The sequence below is a fragment of the Streptomyces sp. NPDC058674 genome, from assembly GCF_042716505.1.
GTDB lineage: Bacteria > Actinomycetota > Actinomycetes > Streptomycetales > Streptomycetaceae > Streptomyces.
In genome coordinates this window covers 31,763-48,704 of record NZ_JBHXSC010000025.1, presented here as the reverse complement: position 1 = coordinate 48,704, position 16,942 = coordinate 31,763, and the positions used below count along the sequence as shown (strand labels likewise).

Below are 16,942 nucleotides of genomic sequence, written 5' to 3'. Positions count from 1 at the left end.
AAAGCGCCTGGTGGGCCGTCACAGGTACCGAATATGGACTGTTAGTCTGCGGCGGTAAATTTCTAAAGAAGTATGGGGTGGGGTGTGAGAAGGTTCCGCATGCGAGGGCTTTCCGCGGCGTTGGCCGCGGCTGTCCTCTCAAGCGTGCTGCCCGGCGGCGTTGCCGCGGCAGACAGCAAACCCGGACCAAAGCTGCCGGCAGTGAAACAGCCGAAGGCAGTCCCGGTCACTCCGGTACGCACCGGCAGTGTGAAGAAGCCCGACGCGGCGGCGCAAAACCCGTGGAAGGCGCCGAAGATCTCCTGGCCGGCGGCCGGGACGGCCGAGGTCGACCTGACATCGGGCCCGGCCTCGAAGGCCTTCCTGACGGCGCCGACCGCCGCGCCGGCCATCGACGCGAACGCGCAGAAGGCGGGCAAACTCCCCGTCTCAGTCTCCACCGCACCGGGCAAGGCCGCGCAAGCGCCCGCGAAGGCAAAGGTCACCCTGGCGACCAAGGACGCGGCCCGCAAAGCAGGCATCGACGGAATCCTCCTGTCCGTCGGCCGCTCCGACGGCTCAAACCAGCCGGCAGCGGCAAAAGTCGAAGTCGACTACAACGCCTTCCGCAGCGCCTACGGCGGCGACTACGCGGCCCGCCTCCACCTCGTCGAACTCCCAGCCTGCGCGCTGACCACCCCAGACTTGGCCGAATGCCGCACGCAGAAGCCACTCGAGACCCGCAACGACACCCGCTCGGGCAAACTGTCGACGCAGCTCACCACCCTGGACGGGGCCAACCCGACGGCTAAATCCGGCGGCGTGTCCGCGATGGCGGCTCCCGCCGCAGCCGGCGGTGCGACCGTGCTGGCCGCCACGGCCGGTGACGCGGGGCCGACCGGCGACTACAAGGCGACCTCGCTGCAGCCCGCAGGTGCGTGGACCTCGGGCGGATCCACCGGAGCCTTCGCCTGGTCCTACGGCATCAGCACGCCCCCGGTACCGGGGGGCCTGGCGCCGAACATCGCACTCGGCTACAGCTCCCAGTCGGTCGACGGCCGCACCAGCGCGTCCAGCGGCCAGTCGTCGTGGATCGGCGACGGCTGGAACTGGGAGCCGGGCTTCATCGAACGCAAGTACAAGCCCTGCAACGACGACAAGACCGGTGGCACGAACACCACCAAGGTCGGCGACCAGTGCTGGTTCAACGACAATGCCACCATGTCCCTCGGCGGGAAGTCCACCGAGCTCGTCTTCGAACAGGGCAAGGGCTGGCACCCTGCCGCAGACTCGGGCGAGAAGGTCGAAAAACTCACCGGCGCCTCGAACGGCGACAACGACGGTGAGCACTGGAAGATCACAACGACCGACGGCACCCAGTACTTCTTCGGCCTGAACCGCCTTCCCGGCTGGAAGGACAACGGCTCGGCCGCCGACGACCCGACCACGAAGTCGACGTGGACCGCGCCGGTCTTCGGAAACCAGGCGGGCGAGCCCTGCTACAACGCCTCCTTCGCAAGCGCTTGGTGCAAGCAGGCGTGGCGCTGGCAGCTCGACTACGTCGTCGCCCCCGGCGGCACCGCGATGGCGTACTACTGGAACACCGAGACCAACAACTACGCCCGCAACCTCTCCGAGACCACGGGCAAGGGCACGGTCACCCCGTACATCCGCGGCGGGTGGCTCGACCGCATCGACTACGGCCTGCGCTCCGACGCCGTCTACACCGGCAAGGCCGCAGCCCAGGTGAAGTTCGACGTCGCCGAGAGGTGCCTCACCAACTGCGGCACCTTCGACGAGACGAACGCCAAGAACTGGCCCGACACGCCCTTCGACCTGTTCTGCAAGGACGGCTCCGCAGAGTGCAAGGGCCAGTACTCGCCCACGTTCTGGTCACGGATGCGCCTGACGGAAATCAGCACCAAGGTTCTGACGGCCGGGGCCTACCAGGACGTCGACTCCTGGAAACTCGACCAAGGCTTCCCCCCGGCGGGCGACGGCATATCCACGCCCATGTGGCTGAAGTCGATCACCCGGACCGCCAAGGCCGGCGACGCCCCCGACATCACCATGCCCCCCGTGACGTTCGCGGGCCAGCAGATGGCCAACCGGGTCGACAAGACCGGTGACGGCATCGCCCCCTTCATCCGCCTGCGCATGCACCAGGTCATCACGGAGACCGGCGGTTCGATCGGAGTCATCTACTCCACACCCGACTGCACCTCCACCACGCTCCCCGCAGCGGACGCCACGAACACCACCCGCTGCTACCCCGTCAAATGGGCAGCAGAGGGCGAAACCTCCAGACTCGACTGGTTCAACACCTACGTCGCCACCCAGATCGCCGAGGACGACAACGTCGCCTCGACACCCGACCGGGTGACCTCCTACAGCTACCTCGGCGGCGCCGCCTGGGACATGGACACCAGTGAGTTCACCAAGGCCGCAGACCGCGTCCACTCCATCTCCCGCGGCTATGGCCTGGTTCAGACCCGCACCGGTTCCGGCCAAGACGCACAGACCCTCTCCGAGACCCGGTACTTCCGGGGTCTGGACGGCAAGGAAGTCAAGGACGGCACGGGCTCAGCCGTCACCGACCGGCCCGAGTTCAGCGGCCTGGTCCGTGAATCCGCGACATACAACGGCGACGACACCAGCAAGCTCGTCAGTGCGGTGTCCAACACCCCCTGGCGCTCGGAGGCGGCCGCGAAGCGCGGGCGACCCGGCCTCCCCGACCTGGTCTCCTACAAGACGGGTACAGAGAAGACGTCGACCCGTACGACCGTAACCAGCGGCACCCGCACCACCGAGACCAGCCGTCACTTCGACGAATACGGCATGGTCGACTGGGAGTCGAACAACGGCGACACCGCCAAGACCGGCGACGAGTCCTGCACCACCACCACCTACGCCCGTAACACCACAAGCTGGATCCTGAACAAGCACAGCCGCGTGGAAAGCGTGGCAGTGCCCTGCGGCACGGCCGCCAACCGGCCCGCCGATGTCCTCGGCGACACCCGCACCTACTTCGACAACGGCCCCCTGGGCACCGTCCCGGCTGCCGGCCTGATCACCAAAACCGAGAAGATCAACGGAAAGGGAGACGGCTACGACATCGTCGCCGCCGTTCCCTCCACCTGCGGCCCCGCACAGAACCAGACCTGCTACGACGTACACGGCCGGGCACTGGCCTCCACTGACGCCTACGGCAAGGTGACCACAACCACCTACACGCCTGCCGCGGGCGAGCCCGCCACCACGACGGTGGTGACGAACCCCAAGGGCCACATCGTCACCACCGAAACCGACCCGCTGCGCGCCCAGCTCACCAAGGCCACGGACGCCAACGGCAAGGTCACCACGACGGCGTACGACGCAATGGGCCGGGTGACGAAGGTATGGCTGCCCACGCGAGCGGCCGCCACCTACCCGGACGTGCCCAACCGCGCATTCGAATACCTCATCCGCAACAACGGGCCGGGCGTCATCACCTCGAAGACGCTGACTCATGACGGCAAGTACTCCGTCTCGCACTCTATCCAGGACGGCCTGGGCCGCGAGCTCCAGACGCAGACGCAGTCGCCCGACCTCGCAGGCCGCCTGATCACCCAGACCTCCTACGACTCCCGTGGCCTGGCCTGGCGGAACTCCGGCACCTATTACGCCACCGGCGCCCCCTCGCCCGACCTGGTCACCGGCCAGGAACTCAACTACCCGGCCTCCACCGACACCGTCTTCGACGGCGCCGGCCGACCCACTGCGGTCATCTCGAAGAAATTCGGCACAGAAACCAAGCGCACCACCACCAACTACACCGGTGACACCACCACCGTCATCCCGCCCCAGGGCGGCACCGCGACCACCACCGTCGTCGACGCACTGGGACGCACCACCGAACTCAAGCAGTACACCAACGCCGCTCGGACGACCTCGCAGTCGACCACCTACGGCTACAACAAGCTGGGCCAACTGGCAGAGGTCACCGACCCCGGCCAGGCCAAGTGGACCTACACCTACGACGTTCGCGGCCGCCAGACCGAGGCGAACGACCCCGACAAGGGCAAGACCAAGACCGTCTACGACCAAGGCGACCGGGTCACGGACGTCACCGACGCCCGCAACGTCACCCTGCACACCGACTACGACGAGCTCGGCCGTCCCCTCGCCACCAAGAACGGCACGACGACGCTGACTTCGATGGTGTACGACACCGTCGCCAAGGGCCAGCTCACCACCTCGACCCGATTCGTGGACGGCAAGGCGTACGAGTCGACCGTCACCGCCTACAACAGCCTCTACCAGCCGGTCGCCAACCAGGTCACCATCCCGTCCACCCCCGACACCGGCGCAATGGCCGGAACCTACAAGTGGAACACCTCCTACAACCTGAACACCGGCCAGGCCATGTGGGTCAGGCATCCCGCGATGGGCGACCAGCCGACCGAAACGGTCAGCAATACCTACCTCTCTGTGTCCGGGCTGCGCAACACCATGATTGCCGGTGGGCAACCACTCATCTCGGCCATGACCTACGACCACTACGGCCGACCCATGCGCGAGGAACTCGGAGACTTCGGGCAACACCTTTGGCAGTCCAATCAGTATGACGAGCACACCGGAGCCGTTACTCGCGCGACCATCGACCGTGAGGTCGCGCCCAAGACGATCCAGGACACTAAGTACACAACCGACCCGGCCGGCAATCTGACTTTCATCGCCACTGCTTACGGCCAGGACACCCAGCGCACCACGGACACCCAGTGCGTCAACCTCGATGCCCTGCGCCGCATCACCCAGGCCTGGACCAATAAGGGCGAGACCTGCGCAGCAAGTCCCTCGACCGCCGTCATAGGTGGTGAGGACCCCTACTGGAGCACCTTCACCTACGACGCGGTCGGCAACCGCAAGACCGACACCAAGCACAAGACCGCCTCAGGCCCGACCGCCGATACCACCCGCACCTACGCCGCTCCGACCGCGGGCAAGCACGACCTGACCAAGGTCACTCAGACCGGTACCGATCCGCACGATGAGACGTTCACCTACGACGCTGCGGGCAACACCAAGACCCGCAAGAGCGGCACCGGCGAAACCCAGTACCTCGACTGGGACGCCGAAGGACATCTCAAGTCCCTCATCCAGGGCACGTCCACCAGCACGTACCTCTACGACGCAGCCGGCACCCGGCTCCTGCGCAAGGAGCAGGACGCCACCACGCTCTACCTACCTGGTGGCAACGAACTCAAGCTGGACAAGAGCGGAACGGTCACCGCCACCCGCTACTACGGCGACATCGCCGTACGCACCGGCGGCAAGCTCACCTTCACCCTGACCGACCACCACAACACAGGCACCATCCAGGTCACGGCCGACGCCGCCCAGACCGTGACCCGCCGCAAGACCGGCCTCTTCGGAGAGAACCGCGGAACCCAGCCCACAGACTGGGCAGGCGAGAAGGGATTCGTCGGAGGCACCAAGGACTCCGGCTCCGGACTCACCCACATCGGAGCCCGCGAATACGACCCCACCATCGGCCGCTTCGTCTCGGTGGACCCGATCATGGACCTCGCCGACGCCCAGCAGCTCCACGGATATACCTACGCCAATAACAACCCAGTCAGCTTCTGGGACCCTAGCGGTCTCTGGCTCGACGACGGCTGGGGCCGCTCGGAAAAGCGAGACGGCAGCGGACCCGGATATGGCCGCAACAGCCAAGGCCACTACCCGGACACAACGCCGACCGTCCACGACACGAAATCGATCAACAACACCGTCAACCACGTCGAGCGTAAGATTACCAAAATCGCTCGTACGTACATGAATGACAAGACGTATGTGGCATTCCGGAAGGCCTACGAAAAGGAACTGAGCGCCTTCAAGGCGAGGATCGGGTACATCACAGAAGATGACCGGATCGCCGTCGCCGCAAATGTGTGCCTCGGCCCGGGTTCGGTGCACTGTCCAGAGGAAGCAAAGAACGAATACTTCAGCATGGACATGTACCGGATCACGCAATACGTAGGCTATGAAGGCACCCCGGGTGCCGGAGCGGGCGGCGCAGGGGGCGCGAGCCGCGGGGGCGCCAGGGGCGGCGCGGCGGCGGGCAAATCGTGTAAGTGCTTTCTAGCGGGTACTGGCGTCCTCATGGCCGACGGAGCGACCAAAAAAATAGAGGATGTGAAGGTCGGCGACGAGGTCATCGCAACCGACCCGAGATCAGGCGACACAGGCAAACGTCGAGTTTCTAAGCTCATCGTCACGGAAGACGACAAGAACTTCAACAGACTCTCCATCGTCACGCCTGACGGTGTGGAACAACTTGTAGCAACGCACGAGCATCCCTTCTGGTCTCCTTCGGAAGGCGACTGGATAGAAGCAGGCGACCTGCGACAGGGCATGTCGTTTCTCACCGCCTCCAGCGAGACAGTGATCCTAGTAGGCAACGAGGCTTACACGCAGCGGGCTAGGACATACAACCTCACCGTAGAAGACCTTCACACGTACTATGTACTGGCGGGGGCCACGCCCGTACTCGTTCATAATTCCGCCGGAGATTGTGGAATATCCGCACGCTATGAGAAGGCTGGCGATATTGGTAGATACGCCGATGGGCAGGATACTCGCGATCCAGCGTCGCAGTGGTACCACGAGATGCTGAGCAATGAGGAACTTCTGGACGGGATCAATAATCCTGGAGCAGGAGACGGAATTCTCGTCTCGAGTGACGGCACGATCCTTGGAGGCCATCACCGTAAGGACGAACTCCGAACGAGGATGAGGGACGGGCGCATCGACCCAGATACGCCAATCCGCATCGACGTCTACGACGGGGAGTAGTGCCTTATGTCTGTGATTCATTCGACCGACCCAGACTTCCGCGTTTGCCAGATTAGCTTCGATACGCTGCTCGCGATCCAGTTGGAGGCGGAGGGGCGAGGCTGGGCAACTCGATGGTCCTCAGTGGACGGGCTGCGCAGCCAGGTGAGGGAAGGCGCTGTAATCCTCAAGTCGCTGATGCGTGAGGAGCGAGGAGGGGTCGTGCGTGCATATCGATGTCTCGTGCTGTTCTCGGCTACGGATGAGCGAGGGGCTGGCGGGATTGCCACGATCGATCTTGCGCCAGCGACGCTCAAATCGCTGGATCGAATCGATCGAGATCCGGATGTTCGAAGGGCTCTCGTGCGCATGTTCTCCCTTTCGATGAACGGGATTTCGATGGTTTCGAAGAAGTAGACTTCTCTGTCAGAGGGGGAATCGTGGGATCGGTTTTCACCTCAGGAGATAATTGGTCAGGATCTGAGGAATTCGGATTTGATCGCAGCTTCTCTCGATTCTGGTAAGCGATGCCTCTGGGGCCCGCTGATATTCGGCGGGCCCCAGAGGCGCTAAGGGCTGTCCCATAAAGATCTCGAAGCCACCTCGGGCATGGTGGTGGCCCCCCTTGCAGCCCGCTGGCCTATCCGGCGAGGGCGAGGTTGTGCATGTGGGCGATGCCGAGCATGGCGTGGTGGACGCTGTTGCCTTTGAGGCGGCAGTCGCGGAGGATCTTCCAGGTCTTCATGCGGGCGAAGACGTGCTCGACGCGGGCTCGGACCTGCTTGTGGGACTTGTTGTGCTCCTCTTTCCAGTCCGGGAGTTCGCTCTGGCCGCGCTGTCGGCGGTGTGGGATGACGAGTCCGGTGCCCGGGTAGCCGCCGTCGGCGATCGTGACGGTGTTACCCACGGCGGCCTTGGCGCCTGACTCCTCCCATGCCCTGCAGTCGTTGCGGTTGCCGGCGAACGGCCGGCCGACCACGACGACCAGGCGGGTGTCGGCGTCGATGACGACCTGGTGGTTGGTGGAGTACCGGTAGTTCTTCGACCGTTCGGCCACGGTGTGGTCGCGAGTGGGAACCACGGTTCCGTCCACGATGAGGACGGTGCTCTTGCGGAACCGTCTGCGGGGCTTGAGCGCGAGCAGGGGGCCAAGGTGGCTGATGATGCGGGTGGCCGCGGACTTCGAGACGCCGAACAGTGGTGCGAGCTGCCGTAACGTCAAGTTGGTGCGCCAGTACGCCGTGACTAACTGATCGTTTCAGAATGAGATTCGTTGCGGGGCTTGGCAGTTGGGTGTGGTGTCGGCAGGATCTGAGGTGTGTCTGCTGATCTCGTGCCTGATGACTTGTGGGAACGTGTGGCCCCGTTGTTGCCGGGGCGGCCGGCCAGGCGGTTTCGGTATCCCGGGCGACTGCCGGTGGATGACCGTGCCGCCTTGAGAGCCATCGTTTACGTGCTGTGCAAGGGAGTGAGCTGGCGGGACGTTCCCACCGGACAGCTCGGCTGCAGTGGTGTGACGGCCTGGCGCCGGCTTCGGGACTGGACCGAGGCCGGCGTGTGGCCCCGCCTCCACGAAGTCCTGCTGGCCGAGCTGCGGGTCGCCGGGCTGCTGGACATGGATGACGCTTCGATCGACGCCTCGCACGTCAGGGCTCTGAAAGGGGGGATCACACCGGACCTTCGCCAGTTGACCGCGCCCGCCCGGGGAGCAAGCACCACCTCATCGTCGACCGGCACGGAACGCCACTTGTCGTCTCCCTGACCAGCGGAAACCGTCACGATGTCACCCAGCTCATGCCTCTGATCGACGCGATACCCCGCATCCGCGGGCTTCGCGGACGGCCACGTCACCGGCCCCGCCGACTCTTCGCGGACCGCGGCTACGACTTCGACAAGTACCGTCGTCTGATCAGGGCCCGCGGCATCACACCCAAGATCGCCCGCCGCGGCACACTTCACGGCTCCGGCCTGGGCAAGACCCGCTGGGTCGTCGAGCGCACCTTCGCCTGGCTCCACCAGTTCAAACGCCTTCGAATCCGCTACGAGATACGAGCCGACCTTCACCTCGGTCTCCTCCAACTCGCCTGCAGCATCATCTGCTTACGACGACTCCGAACCTCATTCTGAAACGATCAGTAAGCCAGCAGCTCATCAAGATGAGCGAGATCGCCTGGCGCAAGCACCGCTACGTGCAGTGCTCCTTCATCTGCTTCGGCGTGGGAGCGTTCATCGTGTTCATCGCGGGCGTCGTCGCCTGACTGCCCACAACGACGGGCCGCGTGGAATTCGTGCGGCCCGTCGACGTGGTCTTGAGGTTGACCGACTGAGGCGGTGCGCGGCTCACGCGTCATGAGACGAAACAAGCGAGAGCACCCGGACGTGCTCGTGCAGAGCGACGCGGGCGACATGTGGCTGGCCCTGGCGCGCCTTCACGCGGCCCACCGCGACCCGGTCGGCCGCCTCGTGCCGTTCGAGCGGCCGGAGGCGCTGCTGTCCCTTACCGAGCCGGACGACGTCCTGTTCACCGCACGGGTGGAGCTGTCCGGAATGGAAACGATGGGCCACCTCCACGACCTCATCCGCACGGTCACCCACCGCGTCACCGCGGAACTGGGCTATTCCGGGCCCGGGGTCGCGCTGGAGGTCATGGTGGGCAAGCGCCACGAACTCGCCCTGCACCCGGCCCACGTCGACGGCCTCACCCGGCTCCTGCGCCAGGCCGTCGACACCGTCGGGGCCCGCAGCACGCCCGGGGGCGGTCGGTGCTTCCACTGCGACGGCACCGGGCTTGCCCGCCCGCTGTGGGAGCCGGCGGCTGGGCAAGCTTGAGGGGAGCCTGGGCAAGCCCTCCGCACCGGTGGGCTTGCCCAGGAACCGACGGCTTGGTCAGCGGTCTGTTTCCGAGTCGGGCGCTTCGTCCGGCCCGGTCTCCGGCCCGGTCTCCGGCCCGGTCTCCGGATCGGAGCCGTCGTCGACATCGGAGCCCGCGGCGTCATCGTCATCGGTAGGGCTCTGGGTTCCCCCTGCCAACGCAGCGGCGGCGATCTGGTTGATGGTCGTCCGCGGGAGGAGGTGGCTGTAGTCGATCTTCGGTACGAGGTGGCTGAAGTCCAGCTGAGGAATCAGCCCGCTGAAGTCGGGCTTCGGCAGCCCGGCGACGAGGCGATCAGCAGCCGCCTGGTTCAAGGTGGTGGCGATGTCGAGCGTGGGCATCGAAGCTCTGATCTGCTCAATGACGCCCTGCCCGAGAAGATCGGCGGCAGTCAGCTTGGGGAGCAAGTCGGAGACGCTGCCCGCCATGACACCAGCGACATCGAGCGTGGGCATGGCCCCGGCGATGCTCTCGGCGATCAGGCGCTCGCCGGGGGAGTGGGCGAGCTGGTTCCTCAGGACCCGCTGCGCGCGCGATGCCCTGGCCTTCAGCCTCTTGATGATCTCCATGCACCGCGCATCGTCCGTGTTCGGGAGCACGGGTTCGCCGGGGGTCAGCAGGGTCGGCGCTTCGTCCCCGCCGTTCGCGGAGAAGAGGACTTTCATCTCCCAGACGCACGACACGTACCGCACGTCATCGTCGTCGCCGTTGATGGCGACCCCGTGCAGAAGCCAGCGGGTGTTGGCGGTGTACCAGACGCTGCCCTCGATCTCGTGACCGAGGACGTCGGCGATGCTCAGGAGTTCCGCTTCGGGAGAGGCGAGCCACTGGCGCCACTGAACAGACGCCTTGGCGGTGTCCAGACCGACGAACCCGACCGGTGAGCTGAGCATCTCGACTGCGGTTCGCGACACCCGGTTGCGAACGGACAGCGACCTCAGCAGCTCCTCAGCGGCTGCTTCGGCGTCCCGCCCGGACACCTCCTTGGTGAACTTCGAGACGACCGCGTCGAAATCCGTGAGCCGGGTGAGCCGGCCTTCCAGGCCGCGCACGTCCTCGTTCATCGGATAGGGATACGGGGCCCCGTCGCCGAAGTCCTTGGTGTTGTTCGTGACGAAGCAGACCTCCTCGTCCGGGTTCTCCTCCAGGTACTCAAGGATGGAGAACCAGACTGCCGCGTCACGACCGCCCTCGGACCGATCCTTGGTCGCCTTCGCCGGCGGAAGGGCCATGGCCTCACGAGCCAGCGCCTTGCGTGCGGCGTCCCCGCTGGTGTCTATGACCTCGAAGATCTCCTCGTACGCGCTGCGCCAGTGGGCAACGAGGCGGTTCAAGTCGAGCGGCTCCAGGGAGCTCTTCAACTCCCACGGCAGTGCCTCGCGCAGCTTCGCCAGAGTGTTCACGACGGCCCGGTACTTGTCGGGGTAGTGCTTCGTCTGGTGGGCGACCAGCTCCTCCATGACCATCCACGGCACGGCCACCTTGTGATGGCCGGACTGCCGCAACTTGCGGATGATGTCGGCCCGAAGACCGGACGGCGGGAGAAGGTTCACCGCATTCGTATCAAAGATGATCAACCGTGCCTCCGTAGCATTCACCGGGCATCATCTCGTGCGGCTCCGCACCAGTCGTAGGCCGTACCTCGATCCGGAGGGGTTGCATCGGAAGGGGGCTGGAGAGGTGTCTGCACGGGTGCACTAGGCGGGGGACCGCAGGTGTGACCGGAGGTGGGACCCCCCGAATCTGGTGATCTTGCATTCGTGCAGGTCAGATGCCGTGGGCAAGCCCCCTTCGGAAAACGACACCTCTCTGTCCGCGATAGCCGGAGGAAGAGGTCTGTCTCGTATCCCGGGGGCCGGCGGCGGTGCGGAGGAGTACATGTACCGGTATGGCTCGTGAACGGATCCGGTGGCCCCTCGTTGTGGACTGCGCTCGGGAGATCGTGGATGGGTACGCGCCGCTGAAGGTCACGCTGCGACGGGTGATGCACCGGCTCGCAGCTGAGGGCGTCCTGCCGCACACGCCGCCGATGTACCGCCAGCTGTCGGCGCAGCTGGCCCAGGCCCGGAGAGAAGGCGGCTTCCCCGACCTGATCGACACCGTCCGCGAAGTCCACGTCCCACCGGCCTGGCCGGACGCGTACAGCGCGCCGGGGTGCTTCCTGTGCCCCGGCGGGTGGGCTGCCCATCTGCTCGACGGTCCCACCGTGCCGTGCCCGGCTCCCGACCCTACGGTGGCTCCATGAGCGACCCGGAGAAGAACAAGGTCACGGCGCGGGCCTTCTACGATCTGATGTTCAACCAGTGCCGCCCCGCGGAGGCCATCGGCCGGTACGCGGGTAACACCTACATTCAGCACAATCCGGACGTCGGCGATGGCAAGCAGCCGTTCATCGACTACTTCGAGCGTATGGCGGCGGAGTACCCGGGCAAGAGGGTGGAGGTCAAGCGTGCTTTCGCCGAGGGCGATCACGTGGTCCTGCACTGCCACCAGGTCTGGCCCGACGAGGAGTACGCCTGCATCGACATCTTCCGTTTTGACGCCGGTGGCAAGATCGTCGAACACTGGGACGTCCTCCAGGTGATCCCGCCCACCTCCAAGAACGACAACACCATGTTCTGACCCCCGCCCCCCGCCCCTCGCCCCGCACGCCGCACGCCGCACTGCGATGCTGGCTCGGCCACCAATGGCTGCACACCCATCAGGGCCCCGCCACTGACGGTCCGGGCCGGACGCGTGACACGACCGGTCAGGGACAGAAGGTCCCACTGGGTTGGGTCACCCTGTTCGACGGGTCGAGGGGCCTCGTGGACGTCGCCGGGCTGGAGTTCGCGGACTCGACCGTCCTCGGCGTGCTGGTGCGCCTGCGTCACACACGGAATCTGGTTCTTGGGGGTCCGGTGCCGGATCAGCTTCGGCGGTTGCTGAAGATGGCGGGCGTCCTGCCGCTGTTCGAGATCCGGGACGGCACTGCGGCCTGACCGGCGACGTCGGGGGTGTGTGTCCCGGCGGTGGGTGTCCGGGCAGGGCGCCACCGCCGGGAGGCCGCGCGGGGGATGCGGGGGGACACCAGCCGCACGGCAGGCAGGCAACGCCCAGCGGGGTCCTGATGGTTACGGGCGGGCCGTCGGCCAGTTGACGGCCGGGCGGCTCCGGACGCCATAGACGTCCGTGGGGGTGGACTCGTCATCCATCCGCCGCAGCCGGCGAGGCGGCGGACGCCGGGGCGTGGGACGGTGCGTGTGGGAACCGTGTCGACGACGGGCCTCTCCCAGACAGAACCCGGCCGGCGCGCCCCGTAGTCACGCCGGCCGGTCCTGTCGTGTCGCGTCGCCCGGCCTGGCACCCCGGGGTGTGGTGCGCGGGGCGGTCCGGGCTTGGGCCCGTACGACAGGCGGAGGGCGGGGAGATGGTGCTGCGGCCGCCGGTGGAACCGATGCTGGCGCAGGCCGCGGAGGTGATCCCGCCCGTACGCCCGCACGTCCCGGTCGCCTATGAGAAGAAGTTCGACGGCCACCGCGCGATCCTCTTCACCCCGGCCGCCCCGGGCGGGCGGGTGCTACTCCAGACCCGTCGCGGGTCGATGATCGAGGACCGGTTCCCGGATCTGGTCGCGGCCGCCGACCAGCTGCCCGCCGGCCTGGTCCTGGATGGCGAGCTGCTCGTGTGGGACGTCGAGGCGGGCCGGCTGTCCTTCGAGGGGTTGCAGCGGCGGGCGGCGGCCCGCGGCCGTACCGCGGCCGGGCTGGCGGCCAGCCGGCCGGCCTACTTCGTGGCGTTCGACGTCCTGCAAGACGGTGTCGAACTGCTGGACCTGCCCTACCGGGAGCGCCGGCGGCGCCTGGAGGTCCTGTTCGCGTCGCGCGCTCTGACCGCGCCGTGGACGTTGTGCCCGATGACCACGGACCTGGCGACGGTGCGGGAGTGGCTGGAGTCGTGGACCGACGTGTCAGGCGTCGAAGGCCTGGTCATTAAGCCCATGTCCCAGCGCTATCTGCCCCGCGCGCGCGGCTGGTCCAAGGTCCGCCGGCGGGACACCACGGAGGCCCTGGTCGGCGCGGTCACCGGCAGCCTGGCCCGCCCGCAGCTCCTCGTCCTGGGCCGCTACGACGAGACGGGCCGACTGCGGGCGGTGGGCCACACCGTCCCGCTGCGCCCGGACCAGGCCCGCCTGGTCGCGCAGCAGCTGGCAACCGCCGACCCGGGACACCCGTGGAACGGGGTGCGGTTCGCTTCTGCGTGGGGCTCCCGCGACGCCCTGGACGCGGTCCTGGTCCGCCCTGATCTGGTGGCGGAGATCAGCGCCGACCGGTCCGTCGACCGGGGTGGGGTGTTCCGGCATCCGCTGCGGTTTAAGCGGCTGCGCCTGGACGTCGCGGTCGAGGACGTCCCCCGGTTCGGGGCGGGGCCGGCTGCGGCAGTCGGCTGACCCGCGTACTCGGCCGGGCGCTCGGCTGTCACCGTCCGGGGCGTGATGGGCCATCACCGCCCGGAGACTGCACGCACTGCGGTCTGCCGGCCCGGCCTGGCCGCTGTGGGCGCGCCAGGCGCTGGTGGAGAAGCCTCAGAGAGCCTGGGCCAACCCGTCGGCCGGCAAGGGGGACGTCGCGGGACGGCCTGGGTACGGCTGCCGCCTTGGGTGGGGGACGCACGTACGGGCTGCGTGTGGAGGCGTGGGGTGGGGTCTGTGGGGTGATCCGGGGGCTTGCAGGAGCGGTGGGTGGAGCCTGAGAGACTGCTGGACATGGATATCCAGCGCAGGAACAACGCCACCGTCACCGGCAACCCCCACGGCCCCACAGTGGTCCTTGCGCATGGGTTCGGCTGTGACCAGAACATGTGGCGCCTCACCGTCCCCGCCCTGGTCAAGGACTACCGGGTGGTGCTGTTCGACTACGTGGGTTCCGGCCGCTCGGATCTCTCCGCGTTCTCCGAGACCCGCTACGCATCCCTCGCCGGATACGCCCAGGACGTGGTGGACGTGTGCGGCGCGCTCGACCTTCGAGGCGCGGTGTTCGTCGGGCATTCGGTCTCCGCGATGATCGGCGTGCTGGCCGCCCAGACGGCTCCGGAGCGGATCGGGGCGCTGGTGATGGTGGCGCCCTCTCCCCGATACATCGACGACGAAGGCTACCGGGGCGGATTCTCCGCCGAGGACATCGAGGAACTGCTCGATTCGCTGGAGTCGAACTATCTGGGCTGGTCGGCCGCGATGGCACCGGTGATCATGGGGAACGCGGACCGGCCCGAACTCGGTGAGGAGCTCACGAACAGCTTCTGCGCCACCGACCCGGCGATGGCGCGCGTCTTCGCCCGCACCACCTTCCTGTCCGACTCCAGGGACGACCTCAAGAAGGTGAGCGTGCCCACACTGGTGCTGGACTGCACCCAGGACGCCATCGCCCCGCCCGAGGTCGGCGCATTCGTCCACCAGGCGATCGAAGGCTCGACACTGATCACCCTGGACGCCACCGGACACTGCCCGCACATGTCCGCACCCGAAGCCACCAACGAGGCGATCACCGGCTTCCTGGCAGGCCTGCGGTGATGTGCCGCACCGGTCAGCAGCCCGACCCGCGCGACCCCAGCGACGAGAAGACCTCGGATGCGGCGTTCGCCGCACTGCTGGAGGACAGCGCGGAGGAGCTGTACGAGCGCGCGCCGTGCGGGTACCTGTCCACGCTGATGGACGGCACCATCGCGAAGATCAACGCGACGCTGCTGGACTGGCTGGGGCTGAACCGGGAGTCGGTGGTGGGCCGGATGCGGTTCGCCGACCTCCTGACGGTGGGCGGCAAGCTCTACCACGAGACGCACTTCGCGCCACTGCTACGCGTGCGGGGCGAGATCGGCGGCATCGCCCTGGAGATCAAGAAGGCAGACGGCGTCCGCATGCCGGTGCTGGTCTCCTCCACCATCAAGCACGGGGCCACGGGCGAGCCGTTGCTCATCCGCACCACCCTCTTCGACGCTCGCGACCGCCGCGCCTACGAAGAAGAACTCCTGCGGGCCCGCAAAGCCGCCGAGGAAGCACACCGGCGGGCCGAAGCCGACCGGGCCCGCCTCCAGGACGCCCTCGCCGCACTCCAGTCATCACTGCTGCCCGACACCCTGCCGCCCATACCCGGCGTGCAGAGCGCCGCGCACTACCGCACTGCCTCCCCCGACCGGCTCGGCGGCGACTTCTACGATGTCTTCCCCCTCGACGCCACACGTTTCGCGTTCTTCCTCGGCGACGTGTGCGGCAAGGGCCCGCAAGCCGCCGCCGTCACTTCGCTGACCCGCTACACCCTGCGCGCCGCAGCCCTTCACGACCCCGACCCCGTCTCCGCCCTCACCACCTTGAACAGAGTCCTGCACGAGCGCTACAGCAGCGGTGACCCCCGCTACTGCACCGCCATCTTCGGCACCCTCGAACCCGCCCCGCAGACCGGGCACGTCACGGTCCACCTCGCCTCCGGAGGCCACCCGCCAGCCCTGGTCCTGCGCGCCGATGGCACAGCCGACTTCCTGCCCACCCCCGGCGGCCCGGGGGACACCCTCCTGCTCTACACCGACGGCCTCACCGAAGCCCGCACCGGCGAAAGCCGCACCGACCTGTACGGAGACGAAGCCCTGCGCGCCTTCGCCACCAAGCACGCCGGCCGGTCCCCGCACGCGGTCATGGAGGCGCTGACCGGCCTGCTGGACGGCTTCGGCGACGACACCGCCCTCCTCGCCCTCAGCGTCCCCGCCCCCAGGGAGCCGGTATGAGCCCGCTGGATCTCACCGTCCGAGACACCCCGAACGGTCCGCTCGTAGAAGTCATCGGGGAACTCGACTACGACACCTCCCCAGCCCTGCGCGACCTCCTCCAGACCCTTCCCCTGGAGCGGGGCCAGTGCCTCGTCCTGGACCTGGCATGCATGGAGTTCTGCGACTCCAGCGGCATCAGCGCCCTGATCGCCGCCCGCAACCACGCCCAGTCAGCCAGCGCCGACATCGCACTAGCTGCCGTGCCGGCCAACACGCGGCGCGTCCTGCGGGTCGTCGGGCTGGACCAGGTCTTCCCGCTCCATCCCGACAACGACTCCGCAATCGGGGCCTGACCGCAAGGTTGGCACCCTCGCCTTGCAATCTCTCGAGATGGGACCTCAATGCGCGGCGCTGCTGCCCCGCCCCGTACGGCTGCCGATTCCCTGCTCTCAGTTCGTCATCCACCCCCGGACAACGAGTGGGGACCACCCACGCTCTCGGCCGACCGGAGGGCAGAAACCCGCAGCCACCTGCCACCCA

General features: G+C 67.1%; 12 protein-coding genes and 1 pseudogene. 11 read left to right on the top strand and 2 right to left on the bottom strand.

Annotated features, from left to right (window positions below):
• The first annotated feature begins 99 nt into the window (after positions 1–99).
• Positions 100–6,816 carry a polymorphic toxin-type HINT domain-containing protein gene (locus ACFWU6_RS15680; protein ID WP_383981398.1) on the top strand — a complete coding sequence of 2,239 codons (6,717 nt, stop codon included), beginning with the start codon at positions 100–102 and terminating at the stop codon, positions 6,814–6,816.
• Positions 6,817–6,822: 6 nt separating this feature from the next.
• A complete protein-coding gene (locus tag ACFWU6_RS15675) occupies positions 6,823–7,212 on the top strand; it encodes a hypothetical protein (RefSeq protein WP_383981396.1) in 390 nt (129 codons plus the stop codon).
• Between the two features lie 223 nt (positions 7,213–7,435).
• Here ACFWU6_RS15675 and ACFWU6_RS15670 read toward each other — a convergent pair.
• A pseudogene (locus tag ACFWU6_RS15670) lies at positions 7,436–8,044 on the bottom strand (transposase); the annotation flags it as partial.
• Positions 8,045–8,113: 69 nt separating this feature from the next.
• Here ACFWU6_RS15670 and ACFWU6_RS15665 point away from each other — a divergent pair.
• Together ACFWU6_RS15665 and ACFWU6_RS15660 are read left to right on the top strand one after the other, a co-directional pair.
• Positions 8,114–8,922 (top strand): IS5 family transposase gene (locus tag ACFWU6_RS15665; protein ID WP_383981394.1). Its coding sequence is split into 2 segments (ribosomal slippage): positions 8,114–8,453 and positions 8,453–8,922, totalling 810 coding nucleotides; the frame shifts between segments, so codons are not numbered across the junction.
• Positions 8,923–9,144: 222 nt separating this feature from the next.
• Positions 9,145–9,624 carry a hypothetical protein gene (locus ACFWU6_RS15660; RefSeq protein ID WP_383981392.1) on the top strand — a complete coding sequence of 160 codons (480 nt, stop codon included), beginning with the start codon at positions 9,145–9,147 and terminating at the stop codon, positions 9,622–9,624.
• A gap of 57 nt (positions 9,625–9,681) precedes the next feature.
• Here the strand turns inward: ACFWU6_RS15660 and ACFWU6_RS15655 are convergent, their stop codons facing one another.
• Positions 9,682–11,265 carry a PIN domain-containing protein gene (locus ACFWU6_RS15655; RefSeq protein WP_383981390.1) on the bottom strand — a complete coding sequence of 528 codons (1,584 nt, stop codon included), beginning with the start codon at positions 11,263–11,265 and terminating at the stop codon, positions 9,682–9,684.
• 290 nt (positions 11,266–11,555) lie between these two features.
• Here ACFWU6_RS15655 and ACFWU6_RS15650 point away from each other — a divergent pair, with 290 nt between their 5' ends.
• The 7 genes from ACFWU6_RS15650 (at position 11,556) to ACFWU6_RS15620 (ending at position 16,755) form a co-directional block, all read left to right on the top strand.
• A complete protein-coding gene (locus ACFWU6_RS15650; protein WP_383981388.1) occupies positions 11,556–11,912 on the top strand; it encodes a hypothetical protein in 357 nt (118 codons plus the stop codon).
• Positions 11,909–12,289 carry a nuclear transport factor 2 family protein gene (locus ACFWU6_RS15645; RefSeq protein ID WP_383981386.1) on the top strand — a complete coding sequence of 127 codons (381 nt, stop codon included), beginning with the start codon at positions 11,909–11,911 and terminating at the stop codon, positions 12,287–12,289. Before ACFWU6_RS15650 ends, ACFWU6_RS15645 begins: the two co-directional genes overlap by 4 nt.
• A 185-nt stretch (positions 12,290–12,474) precedes the next feature.
• Positions 12,475–12,648, top strand: coding sequence for a hypothetical protein (locus tag ACFWU6_RS15640; protein WP_383981384.1), 174 nt, complete (start codon positions 12,475–12,477; stop codon positions 12,646–12,648).
• 428 nt (positions 12,649–13,076) lie between these two features.
• Entirely contained in the window at positions 13,077–14,096 is a 1,020-nt protein-coding gene (locus tag ACFWU6_RS15635; RefSeq protein ID WP_383981382.1) for an ATP-dependent DNA ligase, read from the top strand.
• Between the two features lie 315 nt (positions 14,097–14,411).
• Positions 14,412–15,215 (top strand): alpha/beta fold hydrolase, encoded by an 804-nt coding sequence (locus tag ACFWU6_RS15630; RefSeq protein ID WP_383981460.1) that lies wholly within the window; start codon positions 14,412–14,414, stop codon positions 15,213–15,215.
• Positions 15,215–16,420 (top strand): PP2C family protein-serine/threonine phosphatase, encoded by a 1,206-nt coding sequence (locus ACFWU6_RS15625; protein WP_383981380.1) that lies wholly within the window; start codon positions 15,215–15,217, stop codon positions 16,418–16,420. The genes ACFWU6_RS15630 and ACFWU6_RS15625 overlap by 1 nt, the downstream gene beginning before the upstream one ends.
• Positions 16,417–16,755 carry an STAS domain-containing protein gene (locus tag ACFWU6_RS15620; RefSeq protein WP_383981378.1) on the top strand — a complete coding sequence of 113 codons (339 nt, stop codon included), beginning with the start codon at positions 16,417–16,419 and terminating at the stop codon, positions 16,753–16,755. The genes ACFWU6_RS15625 and ACFWU6_RS15620 overlap by 4 nt, the downstream gene beginning before the upstream one ends.
• Positions 16,756–16,942: the final 187 nt, after the last annotated feature.

Bases quoted from the DNA above. Each gene is read 5' to 3' on its own strand.
- ACFWU6_RS15675 (WP_383981396.1), top strand. From the start codon at position 6,823: ATGTCTGTGATTCATTCGACCGACCCAGACTTCCGCGTTTGCCAGATT.
- ACFWU6_RS15650 (WP_383981388.1), top strand. From the start codon at position 11,556: ATGGCTCGTGAACGGATCCGGTGGCCCCTCGTTGTGGACTGCGCTCGG.
- ACFWU6_RS15625 (WP_383981380.1), top strand. From the start codon at position 15,215: ATGTGCCGCACCGGTCAGCAGCCCGACCCGCGCGACCCCAGCGACGAG.
- ACFWU6_RS15630 (WP_383981460.1), top strand. From the start codon at position 14,412: ATGGATATCCAGCGCAGGAACAACGCCACCGTCACCGGCAACCCCCAC.
- ACFWU6_RS15645 (WP_383981386.1), top strand. From the start codon at position 11,909: ATGAGCGACCCGGAGAAGAACAAGGTCACGGCGCGGGCCTTCTACGAT.
- ACFWU6_RS15660 (WP_383981392.1), top strand. From the start codon at position 9,145: ATGAGACGAAACAAGCGAGAGCACCCGGACGTGCTCGTGCAGAGCGAC.
- ACFWU6_RS15620 (WP_383981378.1), top strand. From the start codon at position 16,417: ATGAGCCCGCTGGATCTCACCGTCCGAGACACCCCGAACGGTCCGCTC.
- ACFWU6_RS15680 (WP_383981398.1), top strand. From the start codon at position 100: ATGCGAGGGCTTTCCGCGGCGTTGGCCGCGGCTGTCCTCTCAAGCGTG.
- ACFWU6_RS15635 (WP_383981382.1), top strand. From the start codon at position 13,077: ATGGTGCTGCGGCCGCCGGTGGAACCGATGCTGGCGCAGGCCGCGGAG.